At 44.3% G+C, this 18,179-nt stretch carries 19 protein-coding genes and 1 pseudogene; 11 read left to right on the top strand and 9 right to left on the bottom strand.

The features are described from left to right. The first annotated feature begins 64 nt into the window (after window positions 1-64). Window positions 65-913, top strand: a complete 849-nt coding sequence (locus HC660_RS05370; RefSeq protein ID WP_168747308.1) for a polysaccharide deacetylase family protein — start codon at window positions 65-67, stop codon at window positions 911-913. Window positions 914-938: 25 nt separating this feature from the next. Here the strand turns inward: HC660_RS05370 and HC660_RS05365 are convergent, their stop codons facing one another. The 3 genes from HC660_RS05365 to HC660_RS05355 all read right to left on the bottom strand — a co-directional run bounded on the left by HC660_RS05365 (window position 939) and on the right by HC660_RS05355 (window position 3,142). Continuing rightward, complete coding sequence (locus HC660_RS05365; protein WP_010333562.1) at window positions 939-1,682, bottom strand: NAD-dependent protein deacylase; 744 nt, start codon at window positions 1,680-1,682, stop codon at window positions 939-941. Between the two features lie 82 nt (window positions 1,683-1,764). Further along, window positions 1,765-2,880, bottom strand: coding sequence for a small-conductance mechanosensitive channel protein MscY (gene mscY / locus HC660_RS05360; RefSeq protein ID WP_010333561.1), 1,116 nt, complete (start codon window positions 2,878-2,880; stop codon window positions 1,765-1,767). Between the two features lie 157 nt (window positions 2,881-3,037). Beyond that, the gene (locus HC660_RS05355) at window positions 3,038-3,142 is read right to left on the bottom strand and encodes a YhdX family protein (RefSeq protein ID WP_168747307.1); all 105 of its coding nucleotides are present in this window, start codon (window positions 3,140-3,142) and stop codon (window positions 3,038-3,040) included. 234 nt (window positions 3,143-3,376) lie between these two features. Between HC660_RS05355 and HC660_RS05350 the strand changes: the two genes are divergently transcribed. From HC660_RS05350 to crcB, 3 genes are read left to right on the top strand one after another with little or no spacing between them, the layout of a single operon-like run. Continuing rightward, window positions 3,377-4,102 (top strand): glycerophosphodiester phosphodiesterase, encoded by a 726-nt coding sequence (locus HC660_RS05350; RefSeq protein ID WP_010333560.1) that lies wholly within the window; start codon window positions 3,377-3,379, stop codon window positions 4,100-4,102. Next, on the top strand, window positions 4,095-4,487 hold the full coding sequence (locus tag HC660_RS05345) for a fluoride efflux transporter FluC (RefSeq protein WP_168747306.1): 393 nt from the start codon (window positions 4,095-4,097) through the stop codon (window positions 4,485-4,487). Before HC660_RS05350 ends, HC660_RS05345 begins: the two co-directional genes overlap by 8 nt. Continuing rightward, on the top strand, window positions 4,487-4,843 hold the full coding sequence (crcB, locus tag HC660_RS05340) for a fluoride efflux transporter CrcB (protein WP_103672399.1): 357 nt from the start codon (window positions 4,487-4,489) through the stop codon (window positions 4,841-4,843). Before HC660_RS05345 ends, crcB begins: the two co-directional genes overlap by 1 nt. Window positions 4,844-4,856: 13 nt before the next feature. On the opposite strand, the gene HC660_RS05335 is transcribed toward crcB, so the two are convergent. Both HC660_RS05335 and HC660_RS05330 read right to left on the bottom strand, forming a co-directional pair. After that, window positions 4,857-6,242, bottom strand: coding sequence for a hemolysin family protein (locus HC660_RS05335; RefSeq protein WP_168747305.1), 1,386 nt, complete (start codon window positions 6,240-6,242; stop codon window positions 4,857-4,859). 673 nt (window positions 6,243-6,915) lie between these two features. After that, a complete protein-coding gene (locus HC660_RS05330; protein WP_168747304.1) occupies window positions 6,916-8,097 on the bottom strand; it encodes a pyridoxal phosphate-dependent aminotransferase in 1,182 nt (393 codons plus the stop codon). Window positions 8,098-8,254: 157 nt separating this feature from the next. On the opposite strand from HC660_RS05330, the gene HC660_RS05325 reads away from it, so the two are divergent. The 3 genes from HC660_RS05325 (at window position 8,255) to HC660_RS05315 (ending at window position 11,155) form a co-directional block, all read left to right on the top strand. Beyond that, the gene (locus HC660_RS05325) at window positions 8,255-8,686 is read left to right on the top strand and encodes a Cu(I)-responsive transcriptional regulator (RefSeq protein ID WP_010333555.1); all 432 of its coding nucleotides are present in this window, start codon (window positions 8,255-8,257) and stop codon (window positions 8,684-8,686) included. Window positions 8,687-8,744: 58 nt separating this feature from the next. After that, the gene (locus HC660_RS05320; protein WP_010333554.1) at window positions 8,745-10,079 is read left to right on the top strand and encodes a hemolysin family protein; all 1,335 of its coding nucleotides are present in this window, start codon (window positions 8,745-8,747) and stop codon (window positions 10,077-10,079) included. 176 nt (window positions 10,080-10,255) lie between these two features. Continuing rightward, window positions 10,256-11,155, top strand: coding sequence for an NAD-dependent epimerase/dehydratase family protein (locus HC660_RS05315; RefSeq protein ID WP_010333553.1), 900 nt, complete (start codon window positions 10,256-10,258; stop codon window positions 11,153-11,155). 26 nt (window positions 11,156-11,181) lie between these two features. On the opposite strand, the pseudogene HC660_RS05310 reads toward HC660_RS05315, so the two are convergent. From HC660_RS05310 to HC660_RS05300, 3 genes and pseudogenes are all read right to left on the bottom strand, one after another. After that, a pseudogene (locus HC660_RS05310) lies at window positions 11,182-12,310 on the bottom strand (NAD(P)/FAD-dependent oxidoreductase). Window positions 12,311-12,403: 93 nt separating this feature from the next. After that, window positions 12,404-13,003, bottom strand: coding sequence for a 1-acylglycerol-3-phosphate O-acyltransferase (locus tag HC660_RS05305; protein ID WP_010333551.1), 600 nt, complete (start codon window positions 13,001-13,003; stop codon window positions 12,404-12,406). A 124-nt stretch (window positions 13,004-13,127) separates the two neighbouring features. Further along, window positions 13,128-14,135 carry an aldo/keto reductase gene (locus HC660_RS05300; RefSeq protein WP_168747303.1) on the bottom strand — a complete coding sequence of 336 codons (1,008 nt, stop codon included), beginning with the start codon at window positions 14,133-14,135 and terminating at the stop codon, window positions 13,128-13,130. Between the two features lie 196 nt (window positions 14,136-14,331). Here HC660_RS05300 and sigM point away from each other — a divergent pair, with 196 nt between their 5' ends. Genes sigM through HC660_RS05285 form a run of 3 tightly spaced genes read left to right on the top strand, consistent with a single transcriptional unit; the run spans window position 14,332 to window position 16,167 of the window. Beyond that, window positions 14,332-14,823: an RNA polymerase sigma factor SigM gene (gene sigM, locus HC660_RS05295; RefSeq protein ID WP_024120735.1), complete on the top strand. Its 492-nt coding sequence runs from the start codon at window positions 14,332-14,334 to the stop codon at window positions 14,821-14,823. Beyond that, complete coding sequence (locus HC660_RS05290) at window positions 14,813-15,889, top strand: anti-sigma factor (RefSeq protein WP_168747302.1); 1,077 nt, start codon at window positions 14,813-14,815, stop codon at window positions 15,887-15,889. The genes sigM and HC660_RS05290 overlap by 11 nt, the downstream gene beginning before the upstream one ends. Continuing rightward, window positions 15,877-16,167: a hypothetical protein gene (locus tag HC660_RS05285; protein WP_010333547.1), complete on the top strand. Its 291-nt coding sequence runs from the start codon at window positions 15,877-15,879 to the stop codon at window positions 16,165-16,167. Before HC660_RS05290 ends, HC660_RS05285 begins: the two co-directional genes overlap by 13 nt. Window positions 16,168-16,196: 29 nt before the next feature. On the opposite strand, the gene HC660_RS05280 is transcribed toward HC660_RS05285, so the two are convergent. After that, complete coding sequence (locus HC660_RS05280) at window positions 16,197-16,628, bottom strand: GNAT family N-acetyltransferase (RefSeq protein WP_168747301.1); 432 nt, start codon at window positions 16,626-16,628, stop codon at window positions 16,197-16,199. Window positions 16,629-16,736: 108 nt separating this feature from the next. Here HC660_RS05280 and pdxR point away from each other — a divergent pair, with 108 nt between their 5' ends. Continuing rightward, window positions 16,737-18,143, top strand: coding sequence for a MocR-like pyridoxine biosynthesis transcription factor PdxR (gene pdxR, locus HC660_RS05275; protein ID WP_168747300.1), 1,407 nt, complete (start codon window positions 16,737-16,739; stop codon window positions 18,141-18,143). Window positions 18,144-18,179 lie beyond the last annotated feature (36 nt).

Below are 18,179 nucleotides of genomic sequence, written 5' to 3'. Positions count from 1 at the left end.
ATGGCACCTTCTGGGCTGCCAATACAGCGGTATGTAGAGATTTTATGCCACTGGAGAGATTGATATGCGACAAACGAGAGGAGACGCTTCTCCTTCTGCAGTTTCGCTTGCTTTTAAATTTGCAAGTTTAGCAGTTTTATGTGTGCTGCTTTTGCTTATGGTGATTTTAGGTTATTCCAACAGCTCCTCGAAAGCAAAAGAAATCACTGTCACAACAAACAGTCAGCTTCGTGATGAGAAGGAAAGCCTGAAGCTGAAAGACGACTCCCCAGGCCTGCTGATAAAACATTTGCAGACCGAACAGAATATGGGAGACAAAACGGTTTACTTAACATTCGATGATGGCCCATCAGCCTATACAAACCGCTTGCTGGACGTATTGAAAAGCGCCGATGTAAAGGCGACATTTTTTATGCTGTCACCGCGAATGAACGAATTCAAACACGCGGTTAAAAGGGCCGAAAATGAAGGGCATGCACTCGGCTTACACGGAGTCACGCATAATAACAAATTGTTTTATCAAACGCCGACATCGCCGCTAAAAGAAATGCAGCAGGCACGTGGCACACTGGAAAGCATTACAGGCTATCGCACCGATCTCGTCAGAACGCCCTACGGGAGCAAGCCGTCTCTTACAGATTCACAAATTCGCAATCTAGAAAAAGACGGTTTTGTATACTGGGATTGGACGATTGACAGCATGGACTGGAAATACCGCAACTCAACATACGTAGCAGAAGTACTGCAGCAGCTTGACAATATGGAACACAGCCATTCAAATCGGCCGTATGTGATTCTCATGCACGATCTTCCTGCTACAGTAAACGCACTGCCGGTGCTCATCCATAAACTGAAAGAAAAGGGCTATTCCTTCGGTGTGTTAAAAAACACAATGGTTCCTGTTCACGAATAAAAAAGTGAGGCGCTTATCTGCGGCCTCACTTTTTTATGCCCAAGCTCCGGGCAAACTCTCCGATTTTTTGATGGATGACGAAATCAAACAAACTGTCGCAGTACGTCGGCTCCAGGTTAATAATAGCTTTATTAATGCCTGGAATCCGGCTTGCATCCTCAGGCACAAATCTGGCGGGAGCAACTTCAAGAGACGTGCCGATTACCAATAATAGGTCGGCTTTATCCAGCTTTTCATAAAGCGTGTCAAAATGCAAAACGGCATCGCCAAACAGAACGACATCGGTTTTTAATACCGTTCCGCACACCTCACCGTCATGTCCGACCGCAGTACACTCCGGCACATCATGCTTCAGCAAATGAGGGAGATCATATCGGGCGCCGCATGAGAGACAGCTCGCTGTTTGGATAGAGCCATGCAATTCGTATACATGTCTGCTGCCGGCTTTTCTATGAAGGCCGTCAATGTTTTGTGTGAATATATCCACCTGCTTCCCTTGTTTCTCCAGTTCAGCCAAAAGCAAATGCCCTTCATTCGGTTCAAAGCTCCCGCTCAACTTCATTTGAAACAATTCTTTGAACTTTGGCCAAAACAGACGCGGTTGGCTTAAAAAATAATCGAGGCTCATCGCCTCCATCCTTGAGGCATCCTCAGTCCAGATGCCGCCGGCTGAGCGAAAATCGGGTATGCCTGATTCTGTGCTCATTCCCGCTCCGGTCAGCACGACAATTCGCTGTGCTTCATTCAGCATGTTTCTGAATGCTTCCAATTCAACACCGCCTTACAGTCATGTTTTCTCTTATTTTACCATGAAAAAGACTTCGCCTCTTTGCAGACGAAGTCTTTCTTTTTTATGCCCGTTCCTTTTCCTCTTTATTTAGATTCACTTGAAACGGATCGTTTTGGTGCTTTTGCTTTACAACAACCATTTGGCCGGGATATGCAAACTCGACACCCTCTGCGCCAAGGATTTCGATGATTTTATAGTTGATGTCCTCTCTAATATCGAGGTTTTCAGCCCAAACCGTTGTTTTTGTATAGAAGTTGAAAAATAAATTGTAATAGCTGTCGGCAAACGTATCAAAATTGACCATGATCGTTTCATTATGAACGCCCTCATGCTCCAAGAGCATTGTTCTGAGAGAACGAATAGAGCGTTCAAGGTTCTCAATCGGCGTAGCGTAGGATACATGAATGGAAAACGTAATCTGGCGCTTGGTCATTCTCGTCCAGTTCGTGATGGCTTCCATCGACAGCGTGGAATTTGGCACCGTTACTAGCGCACCCTGCGCTGTTCTGAATCTTGTGCTTCTGAAGGTAATATCCTCTACAGATCCCGTCACTGTTGCCGTTTCCACCCAATCACCGATTGTAAACGGTTTTTCAGTGATAATGATGATCCCGCCAAAGAAGTTGCTGATCGTGTCTTTTGCAGCTAGCGCAAAAGCCAATCCGCCAAGCCCAAGACCAGCCACAAACCCATTGACGTCATAATTAAATTCCTGGGCGATCACGCTCACACTGAGCGCTATAATGACAAAACGGAGCAGTTTAGACAAAAACGGCGCCAGAATGTCATCCATATCCAGTTCGAAGCGCTGATTCACTTTATGAAAAATAAAAGATGATGTAGCAGTCAAATTACAAAGCCCCCAGCACAACAGCGCTACAATCAGCGAGCGATATATTTTGCTGATCAGCGGCATCTGCTCATCTAAAAACGGTGAATAACGGATCGCCAAAAACAGCCCTAAGGCAACAAAAAACCATCTGGCAGGCTTATCGAATGCCACAACCACCTGTTTAAAAATTTCAGTTTTCGGTTTGTTTGTCATATTAAAAAGCAAATTAAAGAGATATCTTGTAAACAATTTTCTTAGTATAAGAAACAACAGCAAAATTGCCAAACTGATGCCGGTTTGAATGATTTTATCAAGCGTGAAATATTGCTGCAGATAATCTAGCATGGCAGTCTCCCCTCTATCCCAATCGAATGTTTATTATACTAAAACATTCGGCAAAATGCTCCTCTAAATGTCTTCTTTATAACATACAAAACCCCGGCGGAGCGCCGGGGCAATTTCTCATTTTAACCATTCAGCCAGATTCAATAGGGACAGTCACTTACTTTTTTTTCGTTTGTGTCTGATCAAGGAGAGTTGCTTTTTGCATTTCAGCATCTGTTTCGGCCTTAATTCTTTCCTCCACTCTGATTCTCCCTTTTCCCATGATCTCGCCTCCTTTTTTGCTATTATAAAGTAACAGAATATTTTGTGAATATGTCGAAAGCACTATTTTTCTGTAGAAGTATGCTTGGATACGATGGGTGTTCCTATTTCAGTTATACGTTGCGGTCAGCCTGGACTATTCAACTATGACAGAAAAAAATTCACAAGTTGGTATCGCGGCGCATATATGGATTTGATACAATAACAGAAATGCCCATATGAGGAGCTGACAAGCTTGTACACCATTGCCCACCGCGGAGCATCCGGCTACGCTCCCGAAAATACAATTGCTGCATTTGATCTCGCGGCAGAAATGAATGCAGATATGATTGAGCTGGATGTCCAGCTTACAAAAGACAGGCAGATTGTCGTTATACACGATGACAGAGTGGACCGGACAACAAACGGCTCAGGCTTTGTTAAGGATTTTACACTGAAGGAGCTGCAGGCACTTGATGCAGGAAGCTGGTACGGCCCCGCTTTTCAAGGAGAAAAAATCCCAACTCTGGAGGCGGTGCTCAAGCGCTACCACAAAAAAATCGGCCTTTTAATTGAACTAAAGGGCCACCCTTCGCAAATCGGGATTGAAGAAGAAGTGGGACAGCTGTTAGGACAATTTTCTTTTTCTATTAACAATATTGTTCAATCCTTTGGTTTCCGTTCCATCCAAAGGTTCCGCGAGCTTTATCCATCGATTCCGACAGCCGTTATTACAAGACCGAATTTTGGCATGCTGTCCAGAAATCAGTTGAAAGCCTGCAAAGCTTTCGCAAATTATATCAATATCAAATACACACGTCTCAATCGTCTCATGATCGCTTCCGCCCATAAAAATGGATTAAAAGTGTTTGCATGGACAGTAAAGCATCAGAAAACAGCAGCCAAACTGCAGGCCATGGGCGTCGACGGGATTGTCACAGACTACCCGGACTACGTATTAAAGGATGGAAAACATGAATAGATATAGTGCAGTTTTTATTGGAGGCGGCCTTGGCGCTTGTCTCCGATACGGATGTAACATCGGCATAAACAATAATATATTTCCGGCTGCAACTTGGCTGGAGAACGCGGCAGGCAGCCTTCTTTTAGGCATTCTGACCGGTTTTTTTATGATTAGGGCGAAACGGCCTTTGCTATCGGCTTTTTTAGGCACCGGTTTTTGCGGAGGCTTTACAACCATGTCAACGTTTTCTAAAGAAACGGTCATGCTGTTGCAATCGCATTCGTCATTAGCTGTTTTGTATATGGCGGTCTCATTCATATCAGGAATCGGGCTTGCGCTCTTCGGCGTTTTGGCAGGACGGCGAATAGCCCAATTTCAAATCGGAAAGGAGCGGAAGCAATGATGACACTGGCTGGTATTTTCGCAGCGGGAGGACTCGGTGCTGTGCTGCGTTTTTGGCTTGGCAACATCATAACATCTAAAACGCAAAGCCTTCGTTTTCCAGTCGGCATATTAACCGTTAATATACTGGGTGCCCTCGGTCTTGGGCTTTTTACAGGGCTTCATGTGACAAATTCATCTGCAGCACTCATCATCGGCACCGGCTTTTTTGGCGCCTTTACCACGTTTTCCACTTTCAGCGTTGAAAGTGTTCAGCTTTTGCTGGCCAAGCGTGTAAAGGAAAGTATCCTATACATCGGTTTAACGCTTTGCGGGTCCCTTTTGGCGTTTTGGTGCGGCTGGACGCTGCTGACATAAAAAAACCTTGAGCTTATTTCTCGCTCAAGGTTGCACTGTTCAGCATGACTGGCTCGGGCATCGGCAGCGTATGGTGGGCCGTAATCCCGGATGTCTGGCTGATTTCTTCTTTTATATCTATTTGCTTAATCAAACGGCCATCCATCTTCAGCACCTTTATTGTATATGATCCGATGCGAATGGATTCGCCAGTCTCAATATCAATGTTTTCTTTCAATATCAGCCCGCCGATAGTGTCCACGTCTTCTTGAATCGACGCGCCGAGAAGGCTGTTCACCTGATCCATGCGAACCTTTCCATCCATAACATAATGGCGATCGCCAAGCTTTTGAATCAATGGCTGTTCGTCTTCATCAAATTCATCTCTGATCTCGCCGACAATTTCTTCAAGAATGTCCTCTGTCGTGACAAGTCCCGAGGTTCCGCCATATTCATCCGACAAAATCGCCATATGAATGCGTTCACGCTGCATTTTAATCAGCAGATCATGAACCGGAATTGTTTCAATGACTTCGATCACTGGCCGCACATACGGATGGATCGTCATTTTCATTCTTTCCTCTTCTGTCATAAACAGCAAGTCAGAAAACAAATGCTTCGTATTGACCAAGCCGATGACACTGTCTTTGTCCCCATCTGTGACAGGCCAGCGGGTGTATTTTTCTTTCAGCATAACCTCCAGCATCTCTGCCATCGTCATATCCGTTGATACAGCGGCCATTTCCTTCCGCGGTATCATAATTTCTTTGGCAATGCGGTTATCAAATTCAAAAATCTTATTTACATATTTATATTCAGACGGATTAATCTCTCCGTTTTTTAAACTCTCAGACAACAGCATTCTGAGTTCTTCTTCAGAATGAGAACCCTCATGTTCTGACGCCGGCTTCAAACCAAACATGCCGCATAAAAGTCGCGCCGATCCATTCAGGATCCAAATAAACGGAAACAGAAGCAAATAGAATAGTCGCAACGGACCCGCTATCAGCAAGGTTAGCTGTTCAGCCTTTTGAATCGCGACCGTTTTCGGGGCCAGTTCACCTACAACAACATGCAGAAATGTAATCAAGCCGTACGCGACCGCAAAAGAGACTGCATGAGAAACCGATTCCGGCAGGCCGAGCGGTTCAAACAATGGATGCAGCAGCCGTTCAAATGCCGGCTCCCCCAGCACGCCGAGTCCAATTGATGTCACTGTAATGCCCAGCTGGGATGCAGATAAATATTCATCCAAATCTGTAATGACACGCTTTGCGAGTATCGCCCGTTTGTTTCCTTCTGTTATAAGCTGATCAATTTTGGATCTCCTTACTCTAACAATCGCAAACTCACTTGCGACGAAAAATGCAGTGAAAGCAATGAGCACACCAATTAAAATCAGACTGTCAATATCGTCCATTTAACCTTATCCCCTCATTAAAGGATAAGGAGTCACCTCCTGATATAATCATTTTTCCTTAACATTGAGGTACGCGGTGTATTGTTGCCTAAGCAGAGGGCCCCATCATACCACCTCCAAGTCAAAGTTTGATTATAAATTGTATATTTTATTGTAACACAACTCATTACAAAAATGATTTTAAATTTTTAGACTTCTATCATAGGACAGCCTGTTGATTCATCCGGCCAGCAGGTTCTTGATATCCGTGCATAGCCTTTCAAGACGATGCCAAGATTATTGGGCAAGGTGCTGTTCACTGAAATATCGGACATATATCTGTTTTTCAAGCTGAAGCTCGTACGGCTCATTCGCTCGTATCTGCTTCGGCGGCGTGCATAGGATAAAGTTCGTTTGAGGCCAGTTTGACTGTTAGACCATGACGTGTGCTTTTAAATGCTTACTAGATGTGTCTGGTCACACAGCACAGGCAAGGGCCAGGAATGGGCTCGACCAGTTTGCGTTATAAACGGTTTCTACCTTCAGGCCGGCTCTGCTGTTATGGTTGAATTTGGCTATTTTTTCGAGGGAGAGATAAAATCAGGAATTGAAAAACGGGCCAAAGCCTGGGGCATACGTCAAATAAAAAAGATAACAGCCTCGGGATCGCTGTTATCTTTTTGTGCGAGATGGCTTATAAAAAATCTTTATATAAAGCGATAAAGATGTCGCGTGATTGTTTGATTTGCTCCAGCGGCACACTGAAGGATAAACGGAAGTGCCCTTTCATCCCAAAACCGCTGCTCGGCACAATTAACAATTTATACTTTTGCGCTGCATGCACACAAAATGCAACTTCATCTTCAATTGGCGACTTCGGAAAAACGAAGAAACCGCCTTTTGGCATTTCAAATTCAAAACCGGCTTCCTTTAAAATGTCAACCATGACATCTCTGCGTTCTTTATAAGCGCTTGCGTCTATTCTTAAATCATCCATTCTCGCCACAGCCCGCTGCATCATGACAGGTGCATTTACAAACCCAAGCGTTCGATTGCAGTACACAAAAGCATTTATCAAAAGGTCGGCATCCGGCATGCTGCTGTCTAAGCCGATATAACCGAGCCGCTCCCCTGCTATGCCGAGGTCCTTACTGAATGAACTCGCCAAAATGACACGATGATACGATTGAAACGGATTTGCCAGTTCTTCATCATAAATCAGCTGACTGTACGGTTCATCAAACAGTACATAGATGGTTTGGCCGTTTGTCTCTTCAATCTCTTTTAACAGAGCGCCTAGATCATCTATATTTTTCTGGCTGAGTACGGTTCCCGTCGGGTTATGAGGTGTATTCAGAATGAGTCCTTTCGTCTGCGGGGTAATCGCCTGCCTTACCGCTTCAATGTCAATCTCGAACCGGGCTGTCAGCGGGCAGCTGACAGCCTTCCCCCCAAAGTTCTCAATATACAATTTATATTCTGCAAAATAAGGAGCGAGAATGATGACCTCTTCTCCCGGATTTAATATGCTTTTTAGCGCCACATTCAATGCGCCGCCCGCACCTACTGTCATGACAACACGCTCAGCTGAAAACTCGGCAGCAAAGCGGCCGGCCAGAAATTGCGCGACTTTTTCTCTAGCTTCAGGAAGGCCCTGATTTTGTATGTATCCGTGATTTCCTTTTTCAGCTTCTTCTATTAATGCTCTCGTAAAGGCTTCAGGCGGTTCAACGACCGGGTTGCCGATTGAAAAATCAAACACCTGGTCATTTCCGAACTCTTTCTTCAGTCTCGCTCCTTCATCGAACAGCTTTCGAATCCACGATCCTTTATTTAGGTTCTCTTCAATTTCCCGCGATAAACCAGCCAATCTCATCTGTCCCTTCTGCACATATAAATTGAACTTTCTATCTATCTATGTTACTTCAACCAGAATTCGGATGCCACTTTTTCCATATCCGGCTTCCCGAAAAAACAATAAACTTGTGTAAGGCACCCTTCATATATTAAACTATTCTCATAACTATAACGTGATGGTTGGGAGGGATTTAGATGGGGCTGAGACTTATCGTATCAGTGAACTAGCGGCACTTGCCGGAGTAACGAAACGAACAGTTGATTATTATACGAATCTTGGTCTGCTGACGCCGGCCAGATCCTGTTCAAATTATCGTTACTACGATGAAAACGCACTTAAACGACTCATATTTATTGTAGATTGCAAGCAGCAGCGATTGGCCCTGTCCGATATTAAAGATCGACTGGAGAACCAGTTTCCCTCTTCAGCCATAGATCATGATGAAATTGGAAATCTGGCATCTGAAATTGATTATATGAATCAAAACATCTCCGGGATCTTGCATCGGTTTGAACGGCTGAAGCCTGAGGATCGTGACGAGCTGAAAAGCAAACTTACGCCCGAAAAGCTCGCCGTGTTCCAATCATTTATGCTGCTGTTAAGTTAAAACCATTTTACTAACAGGAGGTGTTACCTTCATTCTCATTGTAGAGTGAAGGTTCTAATTGGACATAGTGAATTTGATTTTAGTCGCTGTTTTAATTGCCCTGACGGCATTTTTCGTAGCATCTGAGTTTGCCATTATCAGAATCAGAGGCTCACGGATTGATCAGCTGATCGCGGAAGGAAATAAAGCAGCAATTGCCGCAAAAAGAGTGACCACGCATCTTGATGAGTATCTATCTGCGTGTCAGCTTGGAATTACATTGACTTCCATTGGATTAGGGGTTTTAGGGGAATCAACGATTGAAAGGCTTGTTCATCCGCTTTTCGTACAATTGGACGTACCAAGTTCCCTTTCACATATCATATCGTTTATTTTGGCGTATGCCATTATCACGTTCCTGCACGTTGTTGTCGGAGAACTTGCACCTAAGACAGTTGCCATCCAAAAGGCGGAAGCAGTGTCTATGCTGTTTGCGAAACCGCTGATTTGGTTTTACCGCATCATGTTCCCGTTCATCTGGCTTTTGAACAATTCCGCACGGTTATTGACAAAAGCTTTTGGCCTGGAGACCGTATCAGAAAACGAATTGGCTCACTCTGAAGAAGAGCTAAGAATCATTCTGTCGGAAAGCTATAAAAGCGGTGAAATTAACCAGTCAGAGTTTAAATATGTGAATAAAATCTTTGAATTTGACGACAGGCTCGCGAAAGAAATTATGATCCCGCGGACCGAGATTGTCAGCCTTCCGCACGATATTAAGATTTCTGAAATGATGGAAATCATTCAAATTGAAAAATATACCCGCTACCCAGTAGAAGAGGGCGATAAAGATAATATTATCGGGGTTATTAATATTAAAGAAGTGCTGACGGCCTGCATCAGCGGCGAGGTTTCTGTTGATTCCACCATCTCACAATTCGTGAATCCGATCATTCATGTGATTGAATCTGCGCCAATCCATGATTTGCTTGTCAAAATGCAAAAAGAAAGAGTCCACATGGCAATCCTGTCAGATGAATACGGCGGAACTGCCGGACTGGTGACGGTAGAGGACATTATTGAAGAGATCGTTGGCGAAATCCGCGATGAGTTTGATATTGATGAGATCAGCGAAATCCGCAAGATCGGCGAAGGCCATTACATGCTGGACGGTAAAGTCTTGATCGACCAAGTGAACGACCTGCTCGGCATTCATTTAGAGAATGAAGAAGTCGATACGATCGGCGGCTGGTTCCTTACTCAGAAATACGATGTGGAAAAGAACGATTCTATTATCGAAGAAGGCTGTGAATTTATTATTAATGAAATTGACGGCCACCACGTCGCTTATATTGAAGTGAAAAAGCTCGCAGCAGAAGAGCTGATAGAAGTTGGAGAGTCGCAAGAAGCATAATTTTGAAAAAGACACCTTTTATTGAGGTGTCTTTTTTATTCTGGTTCGTTTTTGACATTGTCATACCCCTCTTCTGAAAACTGCTGCTAATAAATCGGTCATCCGCGGGAACTCTAAAAAGGTGCAACTGCGAGAAAAACGAATATTTCCGCATCATTATAGAAAGGAGCGAAAACATGAAAGTTGTCGTAACTGGAGCAGCAGGTAAAATCGGACGCTGGGCTGTAAGAACGTTATTAGAGGCCGGCCATGATGTGACAGCATCAGACAGAGTATTAAAAGAAGAGTCCGCATCGAAAACATTTATTCAAGCAGATTTACGGGATTACGGCCAGGTATGTCAGCTAATCATGGGCTGCGACGCTGTAGTTCACCTTGGGAATATTCCTACAGATGTCAGGAATACCTCCCAGGCGATATTTGAAAATAATATGCTTGTTAATTTTAATATCCTGGAAGCCTGTAAAGATTTTAAAATCCGTAAGCTTGTGTGGGCTTCAAGTGAAACGGTGCTGGGATATCCATTTGTGCCGGACGAGCTCAGTTACCTTCCCGTAGACGAGGAGCATCCAACGATCGTAAAGTCATCTTATGCGATGGCAAAACGGCTGACCGAAATCCTCTCAGATATGTATTCAAAGCTGATCAATACACAAATTGTCACTCTCCGCTTTGCGAATATATATGAGCCTGATGAGTACGAAAAAATCCCAGGCATGCACTGGAACGAGCAGCAAAAGGATATTCAAAAGAAAAATGCATGGGCGTATTGTGATGTCAGGGATGCTGCACATGCTTGCCTTCTAGCACTCGAAAAAAACAATCTCGGAAATGACGTCTTCCATATTACTGCACCCGATACCATCATGAAAGAGCCTAGTGAAGACTTAGTAAAACGATTTTTCCCCGATGTATCTTTAAAGAGAGATATAAAAGGATATGAAACGCTGATGGCAATCGATAAAGCCAAAAAGGTTCTTGGCTATGAACCGCGTTATACATGGCGCTCTGTATTAAATAATGACGGCTCTCTTAAAGCACTGCCAGAGGATCAGCTCTCATTATCAAAAATATAAACACCACAAAAAAAAGCAGCAGGTGATCATCGGACTCCTGCTGCTTTTTTTATATCATAATCATCTAAATTGATATCCAAATCCATTCTAAGGGCCAGCTTCGCCAACTGCTCCCCCATATAGGGGCCCATTGTTAAACCAGACGATCCAAGACCGTTTGCGACTATCACCCCATCCCAGCCGGGAAGAGATCCGATCACCGGCACATCACCTGGTGTAAAGGGGCGTAAACCGACTCTTGCCTCTTGAAAGGTGCTGTTTGCTAAGCCGGGAGCCATTTCTAATCCCTTGTTTAGAAGTTCCTGCAGCCCGCCAGCCGTTATCCTTACATCACGTCCGCCTATCTCATCTTCACGTGTCGCGCCGATAGCTATTCTATTGTCATGATAAGCTAAAAGATACTCTTTAGAGGGCGGCATCACAGCAGGCCAGCTGTCCATATGATTTACATTCGGCACCTGCACATACACAATTTGCGCTTTTTGCGCACTTACTTTGAAATGAATGCCTAAAGGCGCTAACAATTGGTCTGCCCAAACACCGGCACAAACAATAACCTCATCAGAAGAATAGATTTCATTACCGACAGTTACGCCTGTGACACGATTCGAATGATGTCGAAGCGCAGCATCACCTTTTAAAATGACTGCGCCGTTTCTTTGAGCAGATCTCAATAATGTATCTCGCAGCACTTCTCCATCCACACGGGCGGCTCCGCTTATATGAACAGAATGGTACCGTTCAGCAAGCAGAGGAAACAAATCTGCGGTTTGTTTTTCATGAAGAAAGGATATCTCACCGATTTCCAAGGCAGCTTGTTTACGCTCCCGCACACGTTTTTCGATCGTTTCGATCTTTTCTTTCTCGTGATGAATACTAAGAGCACCGACTTGAGCATAACCAATGTCCGTCTCGCCTTCTTTTCTAAGTTCTTCTATGAACCGAGGATAAAAGCGCGCTCCGTCCTTTGCCAGCCGGTACCAAGCCTGATCACGACGAGGAGACAGCCATGGACAGATAATGCCTTTCGCTGCATGGGTGGCCTGGCCCTTATCTTTCCGATCTATAACCAGAACCTCTGCACCCATTTTGGCTAGCTGATATGCTGTTGATGCTCCCAAAATTCCAGCCCCGAACTATTATCATTTTTTTCATGAACCATAACCTTTCCCAATGATCAATTCCTCATTTAGTATAGCTAATGGCCCAGGAAATTATAAACAATCGGGATATTGGCGAGTGCATGAATTACAGTTGTTCCAGCTTCTTTTCAAGCTCTTTAATGCTGTGATTCAAAGCCTCTGTCATAGCCGCCAGCCTTTCCTTAGACGGAAGATGGGCAAAATCAGCCTGCTGCAAAGGTTTACCGATAATCAGCTTCATTTTTCCTTTTTTGAACAACGCCTTTCCGCTTGAAGGTCCTTTATAAGCAGCCGGAACAAGGGGTGCTTTCCCCATTTGTGCAATTGTCACTGCGCCTCTCTTCAAAGGCACATCCTCAGAAGTTCTTGTTCCGCTTGGGAAGATTCCGACAATCTCTCCTTCTTTCAGCAGCTTAATCGGCGTTTTAATGCTGCTTGGACCAGGATTTTCCCGGTCTACCGGAAAGGCATGAATTTTCTTCAAAAACGAACCGATCCATTTATTTTGAAAAAGCTCTTTTTTCGCCATGTAGTGTATTTGATAAGGAAGAATCCCGACTCCGAGTGTGATTACATCAACCCAGCCAGAGTGTGTACACGCGATGACAAAACCTGAATCGGCCGGAAGGTTTTCTTTGTTATACACCTTCACTCCTCCGCGAAGAGAAAGAATAACTTTTAAAGCATTTGCACAAAACTTATACATATCGCACTTCCTTTGTCGTAATCAATGATTCTTTCTGTTACTTATTATAACAACATTTTTTATTACCTGGTACTAATTTTTAAGATTTCTCTTTTCTTAACGTCAAAAAGCTGAGGAATCATCCTCAGCTTTTTGTTATATACCCCCCTCTTGTCGGAGGCGCCATAAATTCCGGTCCAACCGGGTTTGATATCGTATTTTTCAAAATGGTATTAATGTCTTTTTTATCTTCATTGCTCAGCGTCCAGCCGGTAATTTCTGATACCGCCTCTATTTGTTGAGGTTTTCTTGCCCCCCAAAGGGCAATTCCCGCTCCCGGCTGGTCTAAAATCCATCTCACGGCCAGATGCATCACAGATTTTCCATAACGTGTCTTCGCCAAGTCTTCTAATTGATTGACTGCAGAAAGATATTCTTTAAATCTCGGCTTCTGAAATTTCGGATCGTGATTTCGAAGATCGTCTCCCTCAAACGAATGATCTTCTGTCATTTTTCCCGTTAACAGCCCTCTGCATAAACTGCCGTATAATAGTGTTGTCAACTGTTTGTCTTTCGCATACGGGAGCACATTCTCTTCAATGTCCCTTTCAAACAGATTGTAAGGAGGCTGGATTGTATGAAGCGGAGCAACAGCCCGAAATGTATCCATTTGTTCAACCGAGAAATTACTGACGCCGATCGCGCGTATTTTCCCGGCATCATATAATTCCTTCATCACTTCTGCCGTTTCCTCTATCGGCACAAGCGGATCTGGCCAATGCACCTGATATAGATCGATATAATCTGTCTGCAGCCGTTGCAGGGAATCCTCGACTTCCTGTATAATTCTCGCTCTGTTAGCATGGCGGAACAGCTGATTGTTTTTCCAATCCAGCGCCGTTTTAGTGGCAAGAACAACCTGATCTCTTGCCCCATGCTGCTTGATCGCCTTCCCGACAATTTCTTCGGACTGCCCGAAGCCATATGCCGGCGCGGTGTCAATCAGTGTGATCCCCTTATCAAGAGCGGCGCGGATGGTTTCGATCGATGTTTTTTCATCAGTGCCTCCCCACATGGTTCCGCCGATCGCCCATGTGCCGAGTCCAATTCGGGAGGCTTTTATTCCTGTGTCTGAGATACTGGTATATTCCATTGTGCCACTCCTTCATTTTTTCACTATGTTTTCCCTGATGGAAAAAATGTTAAACATTTCTCACCACTATCTTTCAGGGCAGATTTTTTGTACTATAGAGTAATGGTGTTTGATTACGTATTAAAAAGCCGTTTGCATGTAATGTGCAACTTTAAACCTTTCTTATGCGTGTATAACATAGAGGGGAGAAAAGGCAGTGACGATCGATGAAATTTACCAAATGTACATGAATGATGTTTATAGGTTCCTGCTCTCCATGACAAAAGACAAGCATCTTGCCGAAGACTTGCTGCAGGAAACCTTTATGCGGGCATACATACACATTCACTCCTATGATCACAGCAAAGTAAAGCCCTGGCTTTTTCAAGTGGCGCGGAACGCCTTCATTGATTACGTCAGAAAGCATAAGAAAGAAGTCACCATTTCAGATGATTTGATTGGAAGCCTCTTTCAAACTGCTGTTCAGAGCCCTGCCCACCAGGTAGAGATAAAGGAAGTGCTGACTGGTTATATGTCCGAGCTCCCCGATAACTATCGGGAGGCGTTAACACTATATTATTTAAAAGAATTAAATTACAAAGAAGCATCCCATATTATGAATATTTCAGAGGCGAATTTTAAAAGTGTTTTGTTTCGTGCCAGACAGCGGCTGAAAGCACTTTATAATAGAGGTGTTAATGATGAATGAAGAATTTAAAAAGCGTTTTGATCAATATAAAAACGGTGAAATGAGCGATCAGGAAATGACCGCGTTTGAAGAGGAACTTGAGAAGCTCGAAGTGTATCAGGAACTGATTGATAGTGAGCTGCCAGACGATCATGATTGGGATGTCGACATCAGTCCTGAAAAACAAAAAGCCATTCTGGCCTACGGCAAACGGAAGTCTTATTTGCGTATTTCCGCTCTTGCCGTCATATCGACATTAATGATTTTGCCGCTATGTACGCTGGGAAGCTACCTCTACTACGGAATGGGAGGAAAACACAGCACCGGCAATGAATTTATGGAAACTGCCGCAGTCACTGTAGCCCTGACTATGCCAAATGTTCTTGTCGATACTTCTGGACTGAAGAGCCAGGTGAAGCTGTTTGGCATGAATACAGAATTCCCGCTGCAAAAACAGATTGGCACGAAAACAGCTGCCGTGGGGAATGAACGGGTGGAAATGTTTTATGACAGAGTGAAAGCGCCGGTCGTCAACTACTATGACTTAGAAATCCATAAAGGCGGCCATTACTTTACACACCCATCAAGCGGATCTGAACAAACAACCGCAAAAGCGGAAAAAACATTAAAAGCTTTGCCTGAAGGGACTGTTTCCGAGGTCTACCTTTCTTATGACCGGGCATATCCGACAAAAGAAGTGTATCAAAAATTCAGAGGTTATGATGTAAGCTTTTTGTGGAACGCGATTGAAACAGAGAACAATACAAAGGATACCGCTTACGCAGAGCCGCTTGGCTACCCAGGGAAAGACTCAAAGTTCCTGGCTGCGCTTAATACAAAAGGGAAGTCAAACGGCGACCAATTTATCGATGCTTTAACTTACATATCGAAGCACGAAAAATGGGCGCAGGTCATTTCAAAACGAAAAGACTTAAAAGTAGATTCCCGCTTGGATTATGTAGAGAAAAATGGTGTTAATGTATACGGCTCTGTCGTTACAGGACCGACCAAGGAAATCCAGCGCATGCTGAAAAACAAATCAGTAAAATCAGCAAATGTCGGCGAGGTGGAATTATGGAATTGGTAAGAATTTTTAAAGAACATAATGTATTTGGCTGGATATCTGTCGGGACAGCGATTCTGTCTTTGCTCTTGCTTAATTTAGCGATTATCAGCAATGTGACCTCTTATTCTTATCAAATGCTGCCGTTTGCCATGGCCGCCGTTCCGTTTGGCATTATTGAGCTATTCATCAAAAGAGGACGCACGGGTCCCGGCCTGCTCGGCGTTGTCCTTAATCTCTTTGTGATTATCTGTGTGTATACTATTGTGTCTGTGGATACCAACTTACAGTTTGGCTTTTAGAAAAAAGACGCCTGAAACGGCGTCTTTTTTTATGACAGCTGTTTTCTGAATAAATAGCTTTCAATCGTAAATCCCATTTTATCCGTATAAAATCTGTGGGCGTCTTTGCGCTGAAGACCTGATGAAAGACTGACAGAACTGTAGCCTGCATCTCTTGCCCAGTTTGCCGCATAATCCAAAAGAAGTTTGCCGTACCCCTTAGACCTGTAAGGCCCGCTTGTGACAAGATCCGCTATCCATACGTACTCTCCTTGATGAAGCGAAACCCTTGGCAGCGCGCCGCACAGTGCCCTGATCGCTTTATCCTCATATAAGGCAAACAGCATATACGACTCTTTTTGGACACAGCGCTCCAGCCTATGTAAATACGTCTCTTCATCCAGCTCTGTTCTTAATTCGTGCATCACCGGATATGCATCCATCCACTCTTCTCTAGTCGTTAATTGTTTGATATGAAGCATCTTATCAATCCCCTCTCCATTCGTTACAATGATGATATCCGATTTATGGCATTCGCCAAATAGCCAAAACTAGAAAAAATGACCACGCCAGATGCAAGGAGAGATAAAATGGATATCACGCCGTTTCTGGACAAAACAAGCAAAACACCTCTGTATGAACAGCTTTACACCTATTTCAAACAAGAAATGTCACATGCCAGAATCACCAAAGGAATGAGGCTTCCGTCAAAACGCAGGCTCTCCGGCTTGCTCGGTGTCAGCACGGCAACGGTAGAACGCGCCTACGAGCAATTAACTGCTGAAGGATATGTCAAAAGCAAGCCTAAAATCGGCTGGTTTGCAGCAGACATTGAACCTGAGTTTCCGGATGCTCCAATACCATATCAACCGCCTCCGCAGCCGGTCACTCATAAAGAAGTAGAATCTGTTATTAACTTTCATCAAGGAAATGTCGATCTGCTCCACTTTCCCTTTAACGCGTGGCGAAAAAGCATGGTGAAAAGTCTGGATCGGTATTCTGAACAACTTCACACCTCAGGCGATCCTCAAGGAGAACCTGCACTCAGAGAAATGATAGCCCGATTTGTCAGACTGTCACGCGGTGTCAATTGTGATCCCAGCCAAATTATCATTGGAGCAGGCACTACCGTCCTTCTGCAAATTCTTTGCCTTACGCTTCAGCCGGGAACAAAAATCGGTTTTGAAGAACCGGGATTTCACCGTTCAAGACGAATGTTTGAGGCCAATCACATGAACGTGATTCCCATTTGCACAGATGAAGAAGGAGTCCTGCCGGCTAGCCTTACACACGAGAGCCCGCATCTCGTCTATACGACTCCCTCGCATCAATTCCCGCTCGGGACCATAATGACGATCGCCCGAAGACAGGAGCTGTTGTCTTGGGCAAAAGAGGCAAATTCATTTATTATTGAGGATGATTATGATGGAGAATTTCGCTTCAGCGGGCAGCCCATTCCATCGCTGCAAGGCCTTGACCCGAATGGCAGGGTCATTTATCTCGGCACTTTTTCAAAATCATTGCTCCCTTCCTTGCGGATCAGCTTTATGATTCTTCCTGCTCCACTTATTGAACCCGTAAGAAAAAATGCGCTTTTGATGAAACAGACAGTCTCTTCCCATAATCAATTGGCACTGGCAGATTTCATTGAAAACGGAGAATGGCAAAAGCATTTGAACAGGATGAGATCCTTATATCGAAAAAAACACGCTGTTCTGCTCGAAGCGATACGAACTGAGCTGGGAGACAGCGTGGAGGTTCTCGGAAAAAACTCGGGGCTCCATATCCTCCTTCGGCTTATGTTTTCAGCCAGTGAGGATGAAGCGATAAAAGCCGCTGCCAAAAACAGAGTGAATGTCTATCCGGTATCTCCATCGTACAAGAGCCAGCCGCCGTTTGTTTCTGTCTTAATCGGTTATGGAGGGCTTTCTGAAGAGGACATCCGGCTCGGTATCAAAAAGCTGAAAACCGCTTGGGAACCGCTGATGAAATCATAATATACAAAAAAACAGGCCCCAGCGGAGCCTGTTTTT

The sequence above is a fragment of the Bacillus mojavensis genome (genome assembly GCF_012648005.1).
Classification (GTDB): domain Bacteria; phylum Bacillota; class Bacilli; order Bacillales; family Bacillaceae; genus Bacillus; species Bacillus mojavensis.
This window is presented reverse-complemented; position numbering and strand designations above follow the sequence as displayed.